Genomic DNA, 18,155 nt, shown 5'->3' on the forward strand with positions numbered 1-18,155 from the left:
GGTAACCCGTTGTGCTGACCCAGGTTCCCGGAGGCCAGCACGCCGCGCAGTGCGGCGTTGAGTCCGTCGTGCTGGCGTTGGGCGGCCGAGCGTGGGTCGCGCTCGATGGCGTCTTGGGTGGGTGCGCCGTCCACACAGGGCGTGTCGTCGTCGGGGTTGCACATGCCGGGGGCGGCGAGTTTGGCTAGGACGGCTTCCAGGGTGGCGCGGGCTTCGGGGGTGAGCCAGCCGCGCAACGGCGACATGCCGTCGGCCTGCTGGTTGCCCAGGGTCAGACCACGCGCCCGCGCGCGGTCGTCGTCGGTGTAGGTGCCGTCGGGGTTGAGGCAGTCGGCCAGGGTGTGGGCCAGCCCGGCGAGTTGTTCGGGGCGAAACCGGCTGCCTTCGGTGGCCAATCGCGCTTCGGCCTGCTCGCGGGTGGGCATGTCGATCCAGCCGGGCAGCTGGTGGTAGAACTTGCGGATCACGGCGACCTGGCCCGCGCCCAGGGCGCCGTCGCGTTGTCCGGCGGCGGTGGCGGCCAGTGCGGGCGGGATGGGTTCGCCGGTCAGGCCGTGGCGCGGGCCCAGATCGCGTGCCTCGTTGAGGCGGCGGGCGGCTTCAGCGCGGCTGATCAGGGTCGCCTCGGCGATGGCCTGGACTGCTGTGCCGCCGAGTTCCGGGGAGGGTGCCTGGCGGGCCAGGGAATTGATCACGGGGTGCTCGACGGCCGGGATGCGCCGGCGCTGCTTCTCGCAGCGCGCCAACACCGCCAACTGCTGGCGCGGCTTCAGCGCGTCGACGTTCAGCGCGCAGACCTGATCCCAGGCGGCATCGAGCGCGTCGAACGCCGCCTCGACATCCTGCTCATCACTCACACCGCCAAACTAACGATGCCCACCGACAAAAAACCCCGCGTTGTGACGCCTGAAACCGCAGTGAACCAAGGGATTTCGTATGCGCTTTCGGTATCCGGAATATCGCCCGCGGGCGGCGGCAGACCGCTCTCAGTCGCGCTCGGGCGGATTCGTCGCGTACACCCACGACAGGAATCGCGCAACGGCCTCCGCGGACCGATGCGCCCGCGGCGAGCTGAAGATGTCGAAAGCGTGCTGGGCGTGCGGCAATTCGGCGTAGGCGACCGGGTTCTTGGATACCGCGCGCAGTTCCTCGACGAACTCCTCGGCCTCACCGACCGGGATGAGCGAATCGTCGTGGCCGTGCAACACGAAGAACGGCGGCGCGTCGGCGCGCAGCCGCCGGATCGGTGAGGCATCGACGTAGATGTCGCGGTGTGTGGTGAATTTCTTTTTGACGACGAACTTTTGGAGCAGGTCGACGAATTCGCGCCGGCCCTCGCCCTCGGTGGAGAACCAGTCGTAGCGCCCGTACACCGGCACCGCGGCCACCACCGAGGTGTCGGCGTCCTCGAACCCCGGCTGGAACTTCGGGTCGTTGGGCGTCAGGGCGGCCAGCGAACACAGGTGGCCGCCCGCGGATCCGCCGGTGATCGCCACGAAGTTGGGATCCCCGCCGTAACGGGAGATGTTCTCCTTGACCCACGCCAACGCCCGTTTGACGTCGACGATGTGGTCGGGCCAGGTGTGCCGCGGCGACACCCGGTAGCCGATCGACACGCACACCCAGCCGCGGGCGGCCAGGTGGCTCATCAGCGGATAGGCCTGGGGGCGGCGCATGCCGATCACCCAGGCGCCGCCGGGCACCTGCAGCAGCACCGGCGCCTTTCCGTCCCGCGGCAGGTCGTGGCGGCGCCAGATGTCAGCGAGGTTCGCGCGGCCGTGGGGACCGTAGGACACCACGTTGGTCTTCTCGACGTACCGGCGGCGGGCCACGGTGTTGCCCAGCGGCAGCATGCGCCGCCCGCTGCGCCGCGGTTCCGTCTGGGGCAGCTTGGCCAGCGCCTCTTCGTAGTCGTCGCCGAGTTCCTCGCGCAGCCCGGCCTCCAGCACCGGGCCCGGGGTGGTGACCCCCCGGTACTTGATCACCGCCAAGATGGCCCAGGACGCCGCCGTCAGCGCCAGCGCCGCCTTGCCGCGCCGCCCCGCGAAGTCGCCGCGCCGCCCCCGCCGCAGCGCATCGAGCAGCGAGGCGGAGAAGTACACGCCCGGCACCTCGGAGGCCGGCCAGCCGAACCAGAAAACCAGGACGGTGCTGTAGCCCTTGCGGGCCAGCGGGCGTAATCCGTTGGCGGCGTTGGCCAATTCGAGCGCGGCCCGCGCGAGTGGCCGGGGTTTCCGCAGGGTCCGGGCGAGCCGCATCAGCCGGTCACCCGCGCTTGCAAATCGGCGCGCAGGATCTTGCCGGTGCTGCCGCGGGGAAGTTCGTCCAGCACCGTGATCTCGCGCGGGATCTTGTAGTTGGCCAGGTTCTCCCGCACGTGCTGCTTGAGCGCCTCGGGCGCGGCGCCCGCGTCGAGCGCGGCGCCGGGCTCGAGCACCACGAAGGCCGCCAGCCGCTGCCCGTATTGTTCGTCGTCGACGCCGATCACCGCCGCCTCCGCCACGTCGGGATGTGCCGCCAGCGTCTTCTCCACCTCGATCGGGTACACGTTCTCGCCACCGGAGACGATCATTTCGTCGTCGCGGCCGACGACGAACAGGCGCCCCGCCTCGTCGAGGTATCCCACGTCGCCCGACGACATGAACCCGGCGTGAAAGTCCTTGGTACTCCCCGAGGTGTAGCCCTCGAACTGGGTGTTGTTGCGCACGTAGATGCTGCCGACCTCACCGGTGGGCAGTTCGTTGAATTCCGGGTCCAGGATCCGGATTTCAGTCCCGCCGGCGGGCCGGCCCGCGGTGTCGGGCGCGGCCCGCAGGTCCTCCGGGGTGGCGGTCGCGATCATGCCCGCCTCGGTGGCGTTGTAGTTGTTGTAGATCACGTCGCCGAACGCGTCCATGAACGCGATGACCACGTCCGGTCGCATCCGCGAACCCGACGCCGCGGCGAACCGCAGCGACCGCCCGCTGTAGCGGCGCCGCACCTCGGCGGGCAGCTCCATGATGCGGTCGAACATCACCGGCACCACGGCGAGCCCGGTCGCCTGATGGCGGTCGATGAGGTCCAGCGTGGCCTCGGGGTCGAACTTGCGCCGGGTGATCACCGTGCAGGCCATGGACGCGGCGAAGATCAACTGGGAGAAGCCCCAGGCGTGGAACATCGGCGCCACGATCACGATCTTCTCCTCGGCCCGCCATGGCGTGCGGTCCAAAATCGCCTTGAGCGTGCCGATTCCGGCGTTGCCACCGGTTTGGTTGGCGCCCTTGGGAGTTCCGGTGGTGCCGGAGGTAAGCAGGATCATCCTGCCCTTGCGGCCCGACCGCTGGGGCCGTTGCCCGGCGTACTCGGCGATCAGCTTCTCGACGGTGAGCTCGTGTTGCCCATCGGTCCAGGCCACGATGCGGCTGGCGTTCGGCCTGTCGGCCAGCGCGCGGTCCACGGTTGGGGTGAATTCCTCGTCGTAAACCACGGCGTCGACGCCCTCGCGGTTGACCACCTCGGCAAGCGCCGGCCCGGCGAACGACGTGTTGAGCAGCACGACGTCGGAGCCGATCCGGTTGGTGGCCACCACCGCCTCCACGAAGCCGCGGTGGTTGCGGCACATGATGCCCACGACTTTCGGCTGACCCGCGGGCAAGTGTTGCAGCGCGGCGCCGAACGCGTTGATCCGTTCGTCGAGCTCGCGCCAGGTCAGCGTGCCGAGTTCGTCGATCAGGCCGGGACGGTCCGGGCAGCGCTGCGCCGCGCTGGCGAAGCCCACCGTCATGCCCATGCCTTCGCGGCGCATGGCCGCCGCCATCTTGAAGTAGCGGTCGGGCCGCATCGGCGCGATCATGCCGGCGCGGCTCAGCGTGCTGACCAGGCCCAGGGTCTCGCTCAGTGGATTCGCCATGGTTCAGCCCAGGATCGGGAAGCGACGCTTGGCGGCGAGTTCGGTCAGGGCGTCCTGCATCACCGACCGCACATGCTCGTCGACCTCGTCCACATCCGGGTCGTCGCCGAACTGCTTGGCGATGTCGATGGGCGGGAGCACCTGCGTCACGATCTTGGTGGGCAGCGGCAAATTCGGCGGAATGACCGCACTCAGGCCGAAGGGGAAGCCGAACGACAACGGCAGAATCGCGCTGCGCAGCAAGCGTTTAATGCCCAGCCGCTCGGCCAGCCAGGTGCCGCGGGTCAAATAGAACTGCGTCTCCTGCCCGCCGATCGACACCGCCGGCACGATGGGCACGCCGGCTTCGATCGCCGTGCGGATGTAGCCCTTGCGGCCGTTGAAATCGATGACGTTCTCCGACAGGGTGGGCCGGTAGGCGTCGTAGTCGCCGCCGGGGAACACGATCACCACCCCGCCGGAACGCAGCGCCGCTGCCGCGTTCTCCCGATTGGCCCTGATGTATCCGGTGCGCCGGAAGAATTCCGCGGTGGGTCCGGTCATCAGGATGTCGTGGCTCAGCGTGTAGACCGGCCGGTCGTAGCCGAGTTTGTCGTAGAAGTGGACGCTGAAGATCGGAACGTCCATCGGGAACATGCCGCCGGAGTGGTTGCCGACCACCAGGGCTCCACCGGGCGGGAACGCCTCCAGTCCGTGCACCTCGGACCGGAAATAGGTCTTGAGAACGGGGCGCATCACCGCCATCAGGCGCTGGGTCAAGCCGGGGTCGAATTTGCCGATATCCCCGCCGTCGGGGTTGCCGTTGTCGGTCACGTTCCCTCCTTGACGCTCGCACTGGGCCGCTTCGCCGAGTCGAGTCCCTCGATGGTAGCGACCGGGCCTCGGTTGCTGTCACGGTGTTTCGCCCATTGCGCAACCGGGCATATGGTGTGGGCCGGGTCGGGGCGCTATTGTTACGGCGCCCTAAGTAATCCTCGAGTAAAGGGGACCCGATGGACGTAGCCGGTCTGTCTCACGAGCGTGGCGCCCGCTCGAGTGCCACCCGCAGATCGGCCGGCACCCGGGACCGGCGCGGGCGCCGCGCCCACCCCGCCGCGGTCCGCGCGGAATCAGCCCGCCCGGGTCAGGAAACGTCACGGCCCGCACCGGCCGCCGGTGCGCTCGCCGCGCCGGGCACCGCGGACGAGCTGCAGGCCGATTACTTCGTCCGACTGCTCGCCGGCCGGCGCGGCCTCATCGATCAGCGCATCGACGAGTATCAGCGCAAAATCGGCACGGCGGAGGCGCGGGGCGACCTGGACGCCGTGGCGAACTACCGCCGTCTGGCGCGCATCGCCGAGCAGGATCGGCGGACCCTGGACGCGCTGATCGACAAACTGCGGCGCCGATTCGTCCGCCGGACGGCGGGTGCCGCCGCGCCGCAGGCACGCCCGGTGGCTCGCCGGTCCGCGTCGGGCCTGCGCTGAATCATCGCTTCCCGCAACAGTTCTCGCCGTAGGGCGGTCGATCGGGTGGTTGACGCGCAGCGCTGAGGCGCACAGTGCGGCGCACCCGCGTGGCGGTGCCGATACATTCAATGGGCCAGCTGGTTTCTAGACAGGAACGAGGCCGCCCATGGGATTCATGGCTCCAGAGTTTCCCGACGTCGACCCGCAGACGTGGCTCAGCCTGCCGCGTTCGACGAGGCGCCAGATCATGACCCGCCATTGGGTCGAACACGGCTTCGGTTCGCCGTACGCGGTCTATCTGTTCTACCTCTTCAAGATCGCCGGGTACGCCGCCGGCGCCGCCGCGGTGATCTCCCTGACGCCGGGGCTGGGCGGGCTGGGCCACCTCACCGACTGGTGGACGCAGCCGATCGTCTACCAGAAGCTGGTCATCTTCACGCTGCTGTTCGAGATCCTGGGCCTGGGCTGCGGCTCGGGGCCGCTGACCGCGCGGTTCTGGCCGCCGTTCGGCGGGTTCCTGTATTGGTTGCGGCCCAACACCATTCGGCTGCCGGCCTGGCCGGACAAGGTGCCGTTCACCCGCGGCGACAGCCGAACGGTGGCCGATGTGGCGCTGTATCTCGTCGTGCTGGGCTCCGGCGTCTGGGCGCTGCTCTCACCGGGGCGGGGCGGGCCGGTGACGCCCGCGGGCGACGTCGGCCTGATCGATCCGTGGCTGGTGGTGCCAGCGATCGTCGCGCTCGCACTGCTGGGGCTGCGGGACAAGACCGTCTTCCTGGCGGCGCGCGGCGAGCACTACGGGCTGACGCTGCTGGTGTTCTTCTTCGGGTTCACCGACCAGATCGCCGCCTTCAAGATCATCATGCTGGCGCTGTGGTGGGGCGCGGCGACGTCCAAGCTCAACCACCACTTCCCGTACGTCGTGGCGGTCATGATGAGCAACAGCCCCCTGCTGCGCAGCCGGGCGTTCAACTGGTTCAAGCGACGGCTCTACCTCGACCCGGTCGACGACCTGCGGCCGTCGTGGATACCGAAGGTCATGGCCCATGTCGGCGGGACGACGGCCGAATTTCTGGTTCCGCTGGTCCTGGTGTTCTTCGCCGACGGTCACCGGTGGGCGTGGTTCCTGATCGGCTTCATGGTGCTGTTCCACCTCAACATCACCTCCACCATTCCGATGGGGGTGCCGTTGGAGTGGAACGTCTTCTTCATCTTTTCGCTGTTCTATTTGTTCGGCCATTACGCCGATGTCACGGCCACCGGCCTGAGTTCACCGCTGCTGCTGATCATCCTGATCGTCGCGCTGGCGGTGGTGCCGATCGTGGGAAACATGTTCCCGCAACAGGTTTCGTTCCTGCCGGCGATGCGCTACTACGCGGGCAACTGGGCGACCAGCACCTGGTGCCTGCGCAAGTGCGCCGAGGACAAGATCGAGGCGAACATCACCAAGGCGTCGGCGCTGGCACCCAATCAGCTTGCCCGCCTTTATGATCCGCAGACCGCCGAGCTCATGATCGACAAGTTGATGGGGTGGCGGTCCATGCACACCCACGGCCGGGCGCTGGGCGGGCTGGTGTCCCGCGCCCTGCCCGACGGCGCCGACGAGGCCGACTACCTGCTGCGCGACGGCGAAATCATCGCCGGACCGCTGATCGGGTGGAACTTCGGCGAAGGCCACCTGCACAACGAGCAGCTGCTGGCCGCCGTGCAGCGCCGCTGCGACTTCGACGAGGGCGAGGTGCGGGTGATCATCCTGGAAGCCCAGCCGATCCAGCGCCAGACGCAGGCCTACCGCATCGTCGACGCCAAGACCGGCCTCGTCGAAGAGGGCTACGTCGACGTCGCGGACATGCTGAGCCGGCAGCCCTGGCCCGAGCCCGGCGACGACTACCCCGTCCACGTCACGACGGTCCATGCGTAAGGCCGTCGTCGTCGGCGCCGGGCCCAACGGCCTGGCCGCGGCCATCCGACTCGCCCGCGACGGCGTCGACGTGCAGGTGCTCGAGGCGCGCGAGACCGTCGGTGGGGGAGCGCGCTCGGCCGAGCTGACGGTGCCCGGGGTGATCCACGACGTCTGCGCGGCGGCGCATCCGATGGCGGTGGGTTCACCGTTCTGGGACGAGATCGGCCTCAGTCGATATGGACTGACCTGGAAATGGCCGGAGGTCGACTGCGCGCACCCGCTCGACGACGGCACCGCGGGGTCGCTGTATCGCTCGATCGACCGAACCGTGGCCGAGATGGGCGCCGACGGACGGCGGTGGCGGCTCGCGGTGGGCGATCTCGCCGCCGGCTTCGACGAGCTGTGCCAAGACCTGATGCGCCCGGTCCTGCATGTTCCGCAACACCCCATCCGGCTCGCTGCCTTCGGACCGCGCGCGGTGCTGCCGGCCACGGTGCTGGCTCGCTGGTTTCGCACCGAGCGCGTGCGCGCGCTGTACGGCGGCCAGGCGGCGCACGCCTACACCCGGCTGGACCGGCCACTGACGGCCGCGATGGCGCTGATGTTCATGGCCAGCGGGCACCACTACGGCTGGCCGGTGGCTGAGGGCGGATCGGGGTCGATCATTGCGGCGCTGGCAGCCGTGCTGGCCGAACACGGCGCCGCGATCACCACCGGCGTCACCGTGACCAGCCGCAAAGACATTCCCGACGCCGACATCGTCATGCTCGACCTGACCCCCGCCGCGGCACTGCAGATCTACGGCGACGCCATGCCCGCGCGGATCAAGCGATCGTATGAGCGGTACCGCCAGGGCTCGTCGGCATTCAAGGTCGACTACGCCGTGCAGGGCGACATCCCGTGGACCAGTCCCGACTGCGGTCGCGCCGGCACCGTGCATCTGGGCGGGACATTCGCCGAGATCGCGCACAGCGAACGCGAGCGGGCGCAAGGACGGATGTACCGGCGGCCGTTCATCATCCTCGGGCAGCAATACCTGGCCGACCCGTCGCGCTCGGCGGGCAATATCAACCCGATCTACGCCTACGCCCACGTGCCATTCGGCTACACCGGCGACGCCACCGAGATCATCACCGACCAGATCGAGCGGTTCGCCCCGGGATTCCGCGACCGCATCGTCGCGACCGTGAGCACCGGCACCGCCGACCTGGCGGCCTACAACCCCAACTACATCGGCGGCGACATCATCGGCGGCGCCAACGACGGGCTCCAGGTCATCCTGCGGCCGCGCGTCTCGGTCAACCCGTACGCGACCGGGGTGCCCGGCGTCTACCTGTGCTCGCAATCGACGCCGCCGGGAGCCGGCATCCACGGCCTGTGTGGGTACTACGCCGCCGGGGCGGCGCTGGGATGGCTGCGCAAGCGTGGCCGCTAACCCGGACCGCGTGTGGCCGAGGTCACGGGTGATATACCAGCGCGGCAATGGTAGCCGCCCCTGATCTAGGCTGGCGACGAGCGCAAATCAGCGGACACCGGAAAGAAAGACGACAGGAGAGACAAGTGACGGTCCGAGTAGGTATCAACGGCTTCGGTCGCATCGGGCGGAACTTCTACCGGGCCTTGCTGGCTCAACAGGAGCAGGGCACCGCTGACATCGAGGTGGTCGCCGTCAACGACCTGACCGACAACGCCAGCCTGGCGCACCTGCTGAAATTCGACTCCATCCTGGGCCGGCTGCCGCACGACGTCAGCCTCGAGGGCGACGACACCATCGTCGTCGGCAACAAGAAGATCAAGGCGCTCGAGGTCAAGGAAGGCCCGGCGGCGCTGCCCTGGGGCGACCTGGGCGTCGACGTCGTCGTCGAGTCCACCGGCATCTTCACCAACGCCGCCAAGGCCAAGGGGCACCTGGACGCCGGCGCCAAGAAGGTGATCATCTCCGCGCCCGCCACCGACGAGGACATCACCATCGTGCTGGGCGTCAACGACGACAAGTACGACGGCAGCCAGAACATCATCTCCAACGCGTCGTGCACCACCAACTGCCTGGGGCCGCTGGCCAAGGTCCTCAACGACGAGTTCGGCATCGTCAAGGGCCTGATGACCACCATCCACGCCTACACCCAGGACCAGAACCTGCAGGACGGGCCGCACAAGGACCTGCGCCGGGCCCGCGCCGCCGCGCTGAACATCGTGCCGACCTCCACCGGCGCGGCCAAGGCCATCGGCCTAGTGCTGCCGGAACTGAAGGGCAAGCTGGACGGCTACGCGCTGCGGGTGCCGATCCCCACCGGCTCGGTCACCGACCTCACCGCCGAGCTGTCCAAGTCGGTCAGCGCCGAGGACATCAACGCCGCGTTCAAGGCCGCGGCCGAGGGCAAGCTCAAGGGCATCCTGAAGTACTACGATGCCCCGATCGTCTCCAGCGACATCGTCACCGACCCGCACAGCTCGATCTTCGACTCCGGTCTGACCAAGGTGATCGACAACCAGGCCAAGGTCGTCTCCTGGTACGACAACGAATGGGGCTACTCCAACCGCCTCGTCGACCTGGTCGCCCTGGTCGGCAAGTCGCTGTAAACCGTGGCCGTCCACACCCTGAAAGACCTTCTCGCCGAGGGGGTTTCCGGACGCGGCGTGCTGGTGCGGTCGGACCTGAACGTGCCGCTGGACGACGGGAAGATCACCGACACCGGCCGCATCACCGCCTCGGTGCCGACGCTGCAGGCGTTGGTCGAGGCGGGCGCCAAGGTGGTGATCACCGCGCACCTCGGCCGGCCCAAGGACGGAGCCGACCCGAAGCTGTCGCTGGCGCCCGTCGCCGCCGCGCTCGGTGAGCAACTCGGCCGGCACGTCCAACTGGCCGGCGACGTCGTGGGCACCGACGCGCTGGCCCGCGCCGAGGGCCTGACCGACGGCGACGTCCTGCTGCTGGAGAACATCCGCTTCGACGCCCGCGAAACCAGCAAAGACGACGGCGAACGCCTGGCGCTGGCCCGCCAGCTGGCCGAATTGGTCGGTCCGACAGGGGCTTTCGTCTCCGACGGCTTTGGCGTGGTGCACCGCAAGCAGGCCTCGGTGTACGACATCGCCACCCTGCTGCCGCACTACGCCGGCACGCTGGTGGCCGAGGAGATCGCCGTGCTGGAGCAGTTGACCAGCTCCACCAAACGCCCCTACGCGGTGGTGCTCGGCGGGTCGAAGGTGTCCGACAAGCTCGGTGTCATCGAATCGCTGGCCACCAAGGCCGACAGCATCGTCATCGGCGGCGGCATGTGCTTCACTTTCCTTGCCGCGCAAGGTTTCTCGGTCGGCAAGTCGCTGCTGGAGACCGAGATGGTGGACACCTGCCGCGGGCTGCTGGACACCTACGTCGACGTGCTGCGGCTGCCGGTGGACATCGTGGCGGGGGACAAGTTCGCCGCCGACGCGACACCGCAGACCGTCGCGGCCGACGCCATCCCGGACGACGTGATGGGCCTGGACATCGGGCCGGGCTCGGTCAAACGGTTCACCACGTTGCTGTCCAACGCCCAAACCGTGTTCTGGAACGGGCCGATGGGCGTCTTCGAATTCCCCGCCTTCGCCGCGGGCACCAAGGGCGTCGCCGAGGCGATCGCCGCGGCCACCGGCAAGGGCGCGTTCAGCGTGGTGGGCGGCGGGGACTCCGCGGCCGCGGTGCGCGCACTGGGCATCCCGGAGGGCGACTTCTCGCACATCTCGACCGGTGGGGGAGCGTCGCTGGAATACCTTGAGGGCAAGACGCTTCCGGGTATCGAGGTGTTGAGTCGACCCCAGCCCGACCACAACTAGAAAGGCCCCAGAGTCGTGAGCCGCAAACCGCTGATCGCCGGCAACTGGAAGATGAACCTCAACCACTTCGAGGCCATCGCGCTGGTGCAGAAGATCGCGTTCGCGTTGCCGGACAAGTACTACGACAAGGTCGACGTCACGGTGCTACCGCCGTTCACGGATCTGCGCAGCGTGCAGACCCTGGTCGACGGGGACAAGCTGCGGTTGACCTACGGCGCCCAGGACCTGTCCGAACACGACTCGGGTGCCTACACCGGCGACATCAGCGGCGCCTTCCTGGCCAAGCTGGGCTGCACGTTCGTCGTCGTCGGGCACTCCGAACGGCGGACCTACCACCACGAGGACGACGCGGTGGTGGCCGCCAAGGCCGCCGCGGCGCTCAAGCACGAGCTGACCCCGATCGTGTGCGTGGGCGAACACCTCGACATCCGTGAGGCCGGCCAGCATGTCAGCCATTGCGAGAAGCAGGTGCGTGAGTCGCTGGCCGGGTTGTCGGCCGAGCAGATCGCCAAGGTCGTCATCGCCTACGAGCCGGTGTGGGCGATCGGCACCGGACGGGTGGCCAGCGCCGCCGACGCTCAGGAGGTCTGCAAGGCGATCCGCGAACAGTTGGCGTCACTCGCCTCGCCGGAGGTCGCCGACTCGGTGCGGGTGCTCTACGGCGGATCGGTGAACGCCAAGAACATCGGCGAGCTGATCGCCCGCGACGACATCGACGGCGGACTGGTCGGCGGCGCCTCCCTGGACGGCGAGCAGTTCGCCACGCTGGCGGCGATCGCCGCCGGCGGGCCTCTTCCTTGAGCACGGCTTCGCCCAGGTAGGCTGGCCGTCATGCAGTTGGCTTTGCAGATCACCCTGGTCGTCACCAGCATCCTGGTGGTGCTGCTGGTGCTGCTGCACCGCGCCAAGGGTGGCGGCCTGTCCACGCTGTTCGGTGGCGGCGTGCAGTCCAGCCTGTCCGGCTCCACGGTGGTGGAGAAGAACCTGGACCGGCTGACGTATTTCATCACCGCCATCTGGCTGGTGTGCATCATCGGCATGGCGCTGATGATCAAATATCGCTGACGGCGCGCGTGTCCCGCGCGGTCACAGCGCGGCGGTGAGCCTCCACAGCGCTTCCCGGTCGACCGAGTCGGAGCGGTCCAGCGGGCTGAGCACGATGTCGGTGGCTCCGGCGTCACGGTAGCGGCGCAACTGGCGGGTTACGGACTCCTCGGGCCCGATCGCGGCGAGGTCGACGACACTGGCGAGGCCTTCCCGGGCGATCACGTTGCGATACGACGGGATGGCCTCATAAAAACTCAGCTGCTGGGCGGCGGCGCTGCGAGCGCCGTCGACGTCGTCGGACAACAGCACGGGCACCGCGGCGATGACGCGCGGTGCCGGGCGGCCCGCCCCGGCCGCCGCCTTGGTGATCTCGGGCACGATGAATTCTTCGATGGTGCGGGGCCCGGCGAGATAGGGCAGTGTGCCGTCGGCCAGTTCGCCCGTGACCCGCAGCGCCTTGGGGCCCATCGCCGCCACATACACCGGGATCGGTGTGCCGCCGGGCACCCGCACCGGCCAGGTGGGGCTGGCGTGCAGTTCGCTGCCGTGAAAGTCGACGCCGCCGCTGTTGAACACCGACGCCAGGATCGTCAGGTGCTCGCGCAGCCGGGTGATGGTGTTGGGAAAGTCGGTGCCGAAGGCCGGGCGTTCCACCTGTCGGGCACCCAGTCCCAGCCCCAGGCTGAAGTTGCCGTGCGCGGCGGCCTGCGCCGTTTGCGCCAACGAGGCGACGATCAGCGGGTGACGGGGATTGATCGGCACCACCGAGGTGCCCACGCCCAGCCCGGGCACGGCGGCTCCGACGAGCGAGGCGAGCGCGATCGCGTCGTAGTTCTGCTGTTGGGGTAGCCACACCTGCGCGACACCGAGCTCGTGGGCTCGTTGGGCTTGGGCAATCACGTCATCGACGAGGTTGGGGGCATCGGGACGGGCCATGAGGATGATTCCGGTGGACATGTCCGCAACCAACACGGTTGATCGGCCGGTCATTCCTGTTAAATCGCGCTGATCTGACCCGCTGGGCGCCATGGTGATTCACGGCCGCGGACGGTCCCCGACGGGCGGCCGCGGACAACCGCGTCGATACTGGGACTCATGGTTGAGGCATCCGAGGGCACGCTGGAACCGATCGGCGCCGTGCAGCGCACCCTGGTGGGTCGCGAGGCGACCGAGCCGATGCGGGCCGACATCAGGCTGCTGGGCGCCATTCTGGGTGACACGGTGCGCGAGCAGAACGGTCACGAGGTGTTCGAGCTCGTCGAGCGGGCCCGGGTCGAATCGTTTCGGGTGCGACGCTCCGAGATCGACCGCGCGGAGCTGGCGCGGATGTTCGATGGCATCGACATCCACCAGGCGATCCCGGTCATTCGGGCGTTCAGCCACTTCGCGTTGCTGGCCAACGTCGCCGAAGACATCCACCGCGAGCGCCGCCGGGCGATTCACGTCGCCGCCGGCGAGGCGCCGCAGGACAGCAGCCTGGCCGCTACCTACGCCAAACTCGACTCCGCGCAACTGAATTCGGCCACCGTCGCCGGTGCGCTGAAGGGTGCCGTGGTGGCGCCGGTGATCACCGCGCATCCCACCGAGACCCGCCGGCGCACCGTGTTCGTCACCCAGCACCGGATCACCGAACTGATGCGGCTGCGCGCCGAGGGACACGAAGAAACCGACGACGGCCGTAACATCGAACGCGAGTTGCGCCGCCAGGTCCTCACGCTGTGGCAGACCGCGCTGATCCGGTTGTCCCGGCTGCAGATCACCGACGAGATCGAGGTGGGGCTGCGCTACTACGCCGCCGCGTTCTTCAAGGTGATCCCGCAGGTCAACGCCGAGGTGCGCGACGCGCTGCGGAAGCGCTGGCCCGACGCGGACCTGCTCGATCAGCCGATCCTGCAGCCCGGTTCGTGGATCGGCGGGGACCGCGACGGTAATCCGAACGTGACGGGCGACGTGGTGCGCCAGGCCACCGGCAACGCCGCGTTCACCGCGCTGGCGCACTACCTGGCCGAACTGACCGCGCTGGAACAGGAGCTGTCGATGTCGGCGCGCCTGGTCGCGGTCAGCCCCGAGCTGACCGAACTGGCTGAGGGCTGCGGTGAGAAGGCGCGCGCCGACGAGCCGTATCGGCGCGCGGTGCGGGTGATCCGCGCCCGGCTCACCGCGACCGGCGCCGAGATCCTGGACCGCCGACCCCAGCACGAGCTGGACCTCGGGTTGCCGCCGTATGCCGCCCCGGGCGAGCTGCGGGCCGACCTGGACACCGTCGATGCGTCGCTGCGCGCGCACGGCAGCGCGCTGCTGGCCGACGACCGCCTGGCGCTGCTGCGAGAAGGCGTGCGGGTCTTCGGGTTTCACCTGTGCGGCCTGGACATGCGGCAAAACTCCGACGTGCACGAGGAGGTGGTCGCCGAGCTGCTGGCGTGGTCCGGGGTGCACCCCGATTACGGTTCGCTGCCCGAAGACGACCGGGTCGAGCTGCTGGCCGCCGAGCTGGCCACCCGCCGGCCGCTGGTCGGTGACCGCGCGGAGTTGTCCGAACTGGCCCGCAAAGAGCTGGGCGTGGTGCGCGCGGCGGCGCACGCCATCAAGCGCTACGGACCGTCCGCCGTGCCCAATTACGTGATCTCCATGTGTCGTTCGGTCTCCGACGTCCTCGAGGCCGCGATCCTGCTCAAGGAGGCCGGCCTCATCGACGCGTCCGGGGATGCGCCGTACTGCCCGGTCGGCATCTCACCGCTGTTCGAGACCATCGACGACCTGCACAACGGAGCCTCCATCCTGCACGCCATGCTCGAACTCCCGATCTACCGCGCCCTGGTGGCCGCCCGCGACGACAGCCAGGAGGTGATGCTGGGGTATTCCGATTCCAACAAGGACGGCGGCTACCTGGCGTCCAGCTGGGCGGTGTACCGGGCCGAGCTGGCCCTGGTGGAGGTGGCCCGCAAAACCGGAATCCGGTTGCGGCTCTTCCATGGTCGCGGCGGCACCGTCGGTCGCGGCGGCGGGCCGAGCTATGAGGCAATCCTGGCGCAGCCGCCGGGCGCGGTGAACGGTTCGCTGCGACTCACCGAGCAGGGTGAGGTGATCGCCGCCAAGTACGCCGAACCGCAAGCGGCGCAACGCAATCTGGAGAGCCTGCTGGCCGCTACGCTGGAATCCACGCTGCTGGATGTGGAGGGCCTGGGCGACGCCGCTGAACCGGCGTACGCGGTGCTCGACGAGGTGGCCGTGCTGGCCCAGCGTGCCTACGCCGAATTGGTGCACGAGACACCGGGTTTCGTCGACTACTTCATGGCCTCCACGCCGGTCAGCGAGATCGGTTCGCTGAACATCGGCAGCCGCCCCACCTCACGCAAACCCACCGAGTCCATCTCGGACTTGCGCGCCATCCCCTGGGTGCTGGCGTGGAGCCAGTCGCGGGTCATGCTGCCCGGCTGGTATGGCACCGGGTCGGCGTTCGAACAGTGGATCGCGGCCGGCCCGGAAAGCGAAAGCGAGCGGGTGGACACCCTGCACGAGTTGTACCAGCGCTGGCCGTTTTTCCGCAGCGTGCTGTCCAACCTCGCCCAGGTGCTGGCCAAAAGCGACCTCGGGCTGGCGGCGCGCTACGCCGAATTGGTGGACGACGAGGAATTGCGGCGCCGGGTGTTCGACAAGATCGTCGACGAGCACCGGCGAACCATCGGCATGCACAAGCTCATCACCGGCCAGGACAACCTGCTCGCCGACAACCCGGCGCTGGCGCGTTCGGTGTTCAACCGCTTCCCCTACCTCGAGCCCCTCAATCACCTGCAGGTGGAGTTGCTGCGCCGCTACCGCTCCGGCGACGACGACGAATTGGTGCAGCGCGGCATTTTGCTGACCATGAACGGGCTCGCCAGCGCGCTGCGAAACAGCGGCTGATAACCCGCGATTCGTCTCCCCGGGCCGGCCCCCCGCGAATACCCTGATTGACGCGACGTCGACCGAGGAGACCAGTGAGCGGATCCGGACTACCCCTGTGGCTCTTTCTGGCCTCGGTCGTGGCGGTGGCGATCGCCATCGCGGTGGCTTCCATCTGGCTGGGCAATCGCATCCTGCCGAGCCGGCGAAACGGCAAGGAACACAATCCGGCGATCGCCTCGTTCCTCACCGTCGTCGGCTTCATCTACGGCGCCCTGCTGGGGTTCACCGTGGTGGCCACCTGGGAACACTTTTCGTCCACTCAGGTCGTCGTCTCCGGTGAGGCGTCGGCCCTGACGACGATGTACCGGCAAACCGTCGCCATGCCCGAACCGGAGCGAACCGAGATCCAGGAGCTGTTGCGCAAATACGCGGGCGCGGTGGCCGGCCCGGAGTGGAACAAGCAGCGCAACGACGGCGCGCGCGCCGCGATCACCCGGATGTATCGCACGGTCGGCCGCCAGCAACCCAACGTCGCGGCGAAGCCGATCAATCAGCAATTCCTCAACCAGTTGAGCGAATTGGCCTCCGACCGCAACGAACGCATCGTCGGCACCAAGCCACGGATCCCGCCCCTGATGTGGGCGGGGTTGATCTTCGGCGCGGTTGTGCTGGTTGCGTTTACGGGTTTCCTGCGGCTGGGCAGCACCGTCGGTCACGTCGTGGTGTCCAGCACGGTCGCGGTGCTGCTGGGTCTGCTGCTGTGCGTCGTGTTCCAGCTCGACCACTCCTATGCCACCGACCAGCGGATCACGTCGGGGCCATTCCAGCACGCGCTGGACATCTTCGATTCGGTCGACAACGACAGCCGCTACTTCCCGCGCTGAGCATCGACGCTGAAGGCGAGTCGGTTCAGCCCTTCAGCAGCTCGCCGACGTGCGCGATGACCGAATCGGTGAGGCCCTGCAGGTCATAACCGCCCTCGAGCACCGCCACCAGCCGCCCGTCGCACAGCCTTTCGGCCGAGGCCATCAATTCCCGGGTGACCCAGGCGAAGTCGTCGGCCGTCATGGTCAGCGAGCCGAGCGGATCGCGTTCGTGGGCGTCGAAACCGGCGGACACGATGATCAGCTCGGGCGAAAAGCCTTGCAGCGCAGGTAATATCCGATCCTCGAAGGCCGCGCGCAGCTCGGTCCCGCCGTCACCGGGTGCAAGGGGCGCGTTGAAGATGTTGCCCACCCCGGTTTCTCGCACCGCACCGGTGCCGGGGAACAGCGGCATCTGATGTGTGGACGCGTAGAGCACGCTGGGGTCGGAGTAGAAGATCTGCTGGGTGCCGTTGCCGTGGTGGACGTCGAAATCGACGATGGCGACGCGCGTCAGCCCGTGTTTGCGCTGCGCGTGCCGCGCGCCGATGCTGATGTTGTTGAACAGGCAGAAACCCATGGCGCGCTCGGTCTCGGCGTGGTGGCCCGGCGGACGGCACGCGACGAACGCGTTCTGCGCGTCACCGGCCAGCACCGCGTCCACGGCCTGCAGCGTGGCGCCGACCCCGCGCAGCGCCGTCTCCCAGGTCGAGGGCTCCATCATGGTGTCGCCGCCGTCAAGGTAGACGTAACCGTCTTCGGGCCGCGCGGCTTCCAACGCGTCCACGTAGCGATTGGAGTGCACATAGCGCGTCGTCGAGAGGTCGGCCGGCTCGGCCTCCGCACGCATCAGCGTGTCGAATTGTGGCCGGCTCAGCGCCGCCGCCACCGCGCGGTAGCGGTCCGGTCGCTCCGGATGGCCGGGCGCGGTCCGATGGTCCGCGAACGCGGAATGGTGCAGCAGCAACGTGGCCATCGAAGGTCCCGCCGGGCGCCTACTGCACGGTCCGGTTGCGCAGCCGGTCCACCAGACCCCGCACCGCGTGCTCGGTGATCGCCAGGGGAGACATCATGGTCTCGCCCACCCGCACCATGTCGTCGACCCGCGCCACGATGGCCTCCACCGGCTCGACCAGCACGATCAGCCGCTTGGCCAGATCGTCCAGGCTGGTCATCGTGCCGTCCAGGTGATCCAGGCCGGCTTCCAGGCGTTCCACCGTGGCGTTGAGGGCCGACAAGACCGTGGAGCAGGTCGAAGACGTCCTCGACGGGTTGAGCATCACCATGAAGGAGCTGAGCAGTTCCCC

The 18,155-nt window shown here is 68.5% G+C and carries 16 protein-coding genes; 9 read left to right on the forward strand and 7 right to left on the reverse strand.

Annotated features, from left to right (window positions below; genetic code table 11):
• From A5646_RS05195 to A5646_RS05210, 4 genes are all read right to left on the reverse strand, one after another.
• The coding region (locus tag A5646_RS05195) for a 13E12 repeat family protein (RefSeq protein ID WP_156765524.1) at nt 1-857 on the reverse strand (857 nt) is incomplete at its 3' end.
• A gap of 129 nt (nt 858-986) precedes the next feature.
• Complete coding sequence (locus A5646_RS05200) at nt 987-2,258, reverse strand: alpha/beta hydrolase (RefSeq protein WP_066877348.1); 1,272 nt, start codon at nt 2,256-2,258, stop codon at nt 987-989.
• Complete coding sequence (gene fadD12 / locus A5646_RS05205; protein ID WP_066864525.1) at nt 2,258-3,889, reverse strand: acyl-CoA ligase FadD12; 1,632 nt, start codon at nt 3,887-3,889, stop codon at nt 2,258-2,260. Before fadD12 ends, A5646_RS05200 begins: the two co-directional genes overlap by 1 nt.
• A gap of 3 nt (nt 3,890-3,892) precedes the next feature.
• Entirely contained in the window at nt 3,893-4,633 is a 741-nt protein-coding gene (locus A5646_RS05210) for a lysophospholipid acyltransferase family protein (protein ID WP_231997706.1), read from the reverse strand.
• A gap of 248 nt (nt 4,634-4,881) precedes the next feature.
• Here A5646_RS05210 and A5646_RS05215 point away from each other — a divergent pair, with 248 nt between their 5' ends.
• The 7 genes from A5646_RS05215 (at nt 4,882) to secG (ending at nt 12,118) form a co-directional block, all read left to right on the forward strand.
• The gene (locus A5646_RS05215) at nt 4,882-5,355 is read left to right on the forward strand and encodes a hypothetical protein (protein ID WP_231997704.1); all 474 of its coding nucleotides are present in this window, start codon (nt 4,882-4,884) and stop codon (nt 5,353-5,355) included.
• A 148-nt stretch (nt 5,356-5,503) separates the two neighbouring features.
• A complete protein-coding gene (locus tag A5646_RS05220; protein ID WP_067020357.1) occupies nt 5,504-7,258 on the forward strand; it encodes a DUF3556 domain-containing protein in 1,755 nt (584 codons plus the stop codon).
• The gene (locus A5646_RS05225; protein ID WP_067020360.1) at nt 7,251-8,675 is read left to right on the forward strand and encodes an NAD(P)/FAD-dependent oxidoreductase; all 1,425 of its coding nucleotides are present in this window, start codon (nt 7,251-7,253) and stop codon (nt 8,673-8,675) included. Before A5646_RS05220 ends, A5646_RS05225 begins: the two co-directional genes overlap by 8 nt.
• A gap of 125 nt (nt 8,676-8,800) precedes the next feature.
• Nucleotides 8,801-9,820, forward strand: a complete 1,020-nt coding sequence (gene gap, locus A5646_RS05230) for a type I glyceraldehyde-3-phosphate dehydrogenase (protein ID WP_066864516.1) — start codon at nt 8,801-8,803, stop codon at nt 9,818-9,820.
• Nucleotides 9,821-9,823: 3 nt separating this feature from the next.
• Nucleotides 9,824-11,053, forward strand: a complete 1,230-nt coding sequence (pgk, locus tag A5646_RS05235) for a phosphoglycerate kinase (RefSeq protein WP_067020363.1) — start codon at nt 9,824-9,826, stop codon at nt 11,051-11,053.
• A gap of 15 nt (nt 11,054-11,068) precedes the next feature.
• A complete protein-coding gene (gene tpiA, locus A5646_RS05240; RefSeq protein ID WP_066864509.1) occupies nt 11,069-11,854 on the forward strand; it encodes a triose-phosphate isomerase in 786 nt (261 codons plus the stop codon).
• Nucleotides 11,855-11,884: 30 nt separating this feature from the next.
• Entirely contained in the window at nt 11,885-12,118 is a 234-nt protein-coding gene (gene secG / locus A5646_RS05245; RefSeq protein WP_066864507.1) for a preprotein translocase subunit SecG, read from the forward strand.
• Nucleotides 12,119-12,139: 21 nt separating this feature from the next.
• Here the strand turns inward: secG and A5646_RS05250 are convergent, their stop codons facing one another.
• Nucleotides 12,140-13,057, reverse strand: a complete 918-nt coding sequence (locus tag A5646_RS05250) for an LLM class F420-dependent oxidoreductase (RefSeq protein WP_067020375.1) — start codon at nt 13,055-13,057, stop codon at nt 12,140-12,142.
• Nucleotides 13,058-13,195: 138 nt separating this feature from the next.
• Here A5646_RS05250 and ppc point away from each other — a divergent pair, with 138 nt between their 5' ends.
• Both ppc and A5646_RS05260 read left to right on the forward strand, forming a co-directional pair.
• A complete protein-coding gene (gene ppc, locus A5646_RS05255; protein WP_067020366.1) occupies nt 13,196-16,003 on the forward strand; it encodes a phosphoenolpyruvate carboxylase in 2,808 nt (935 codons plus the stop codon).
• Nucleotides 16,004-16,077: 74 nt separating this feature from the next.
• Nucleotides 16,078-16,869 (forward strand): DUF4239 domain-containing protein, encoded by a 792-nt coding sequence (locus A5646_RS05260; RefSeq protein WP_066864503.1) that lies wholly within the window; start codon nt 16,078-16,080, stop codon nt 16,867-16,869.
• Between the two features lie 25 nt (nt 16,870-16,894).
• On the opposite strand, the gene A5646_RS05265 is transcribed toward A5646_RS05260, so the two are convergent.
• Together A5646_RS05265 and A5646_RS05270 are read right to left on the reverse strand one after the other, a co-directional pair.
• Nucleotides 16,895-17,824, reverse strand: coding sequence for a histone deacetylase family protein (locus A5646_RS05265; RefSeq protein WP_067020369.1), 930 nt, complete (start codon nt 17,822-17,824; stop codon nt 16,895-16,897).
• 19 nt (nt 17,825-17,843) lie between these two features.
• Nucleotides 17,844-18,155, reverse strand: a 312-nt coding sequence (locus A5646_RS05270) for a hypothetical protein (protein WP_231998242.1), incomplete at its 5' end; no start/stop codon positions are given.

The organism is Mycobacterium sp. 1245499.0, assembly GCF_001673615.1.
Lineage (GTDB): Bacteria > Actinomycetota > Actinomycetes > Mycobacteriales > Mycobacteriaceae > Mycobacterium > Mycobacterium europaeum_A.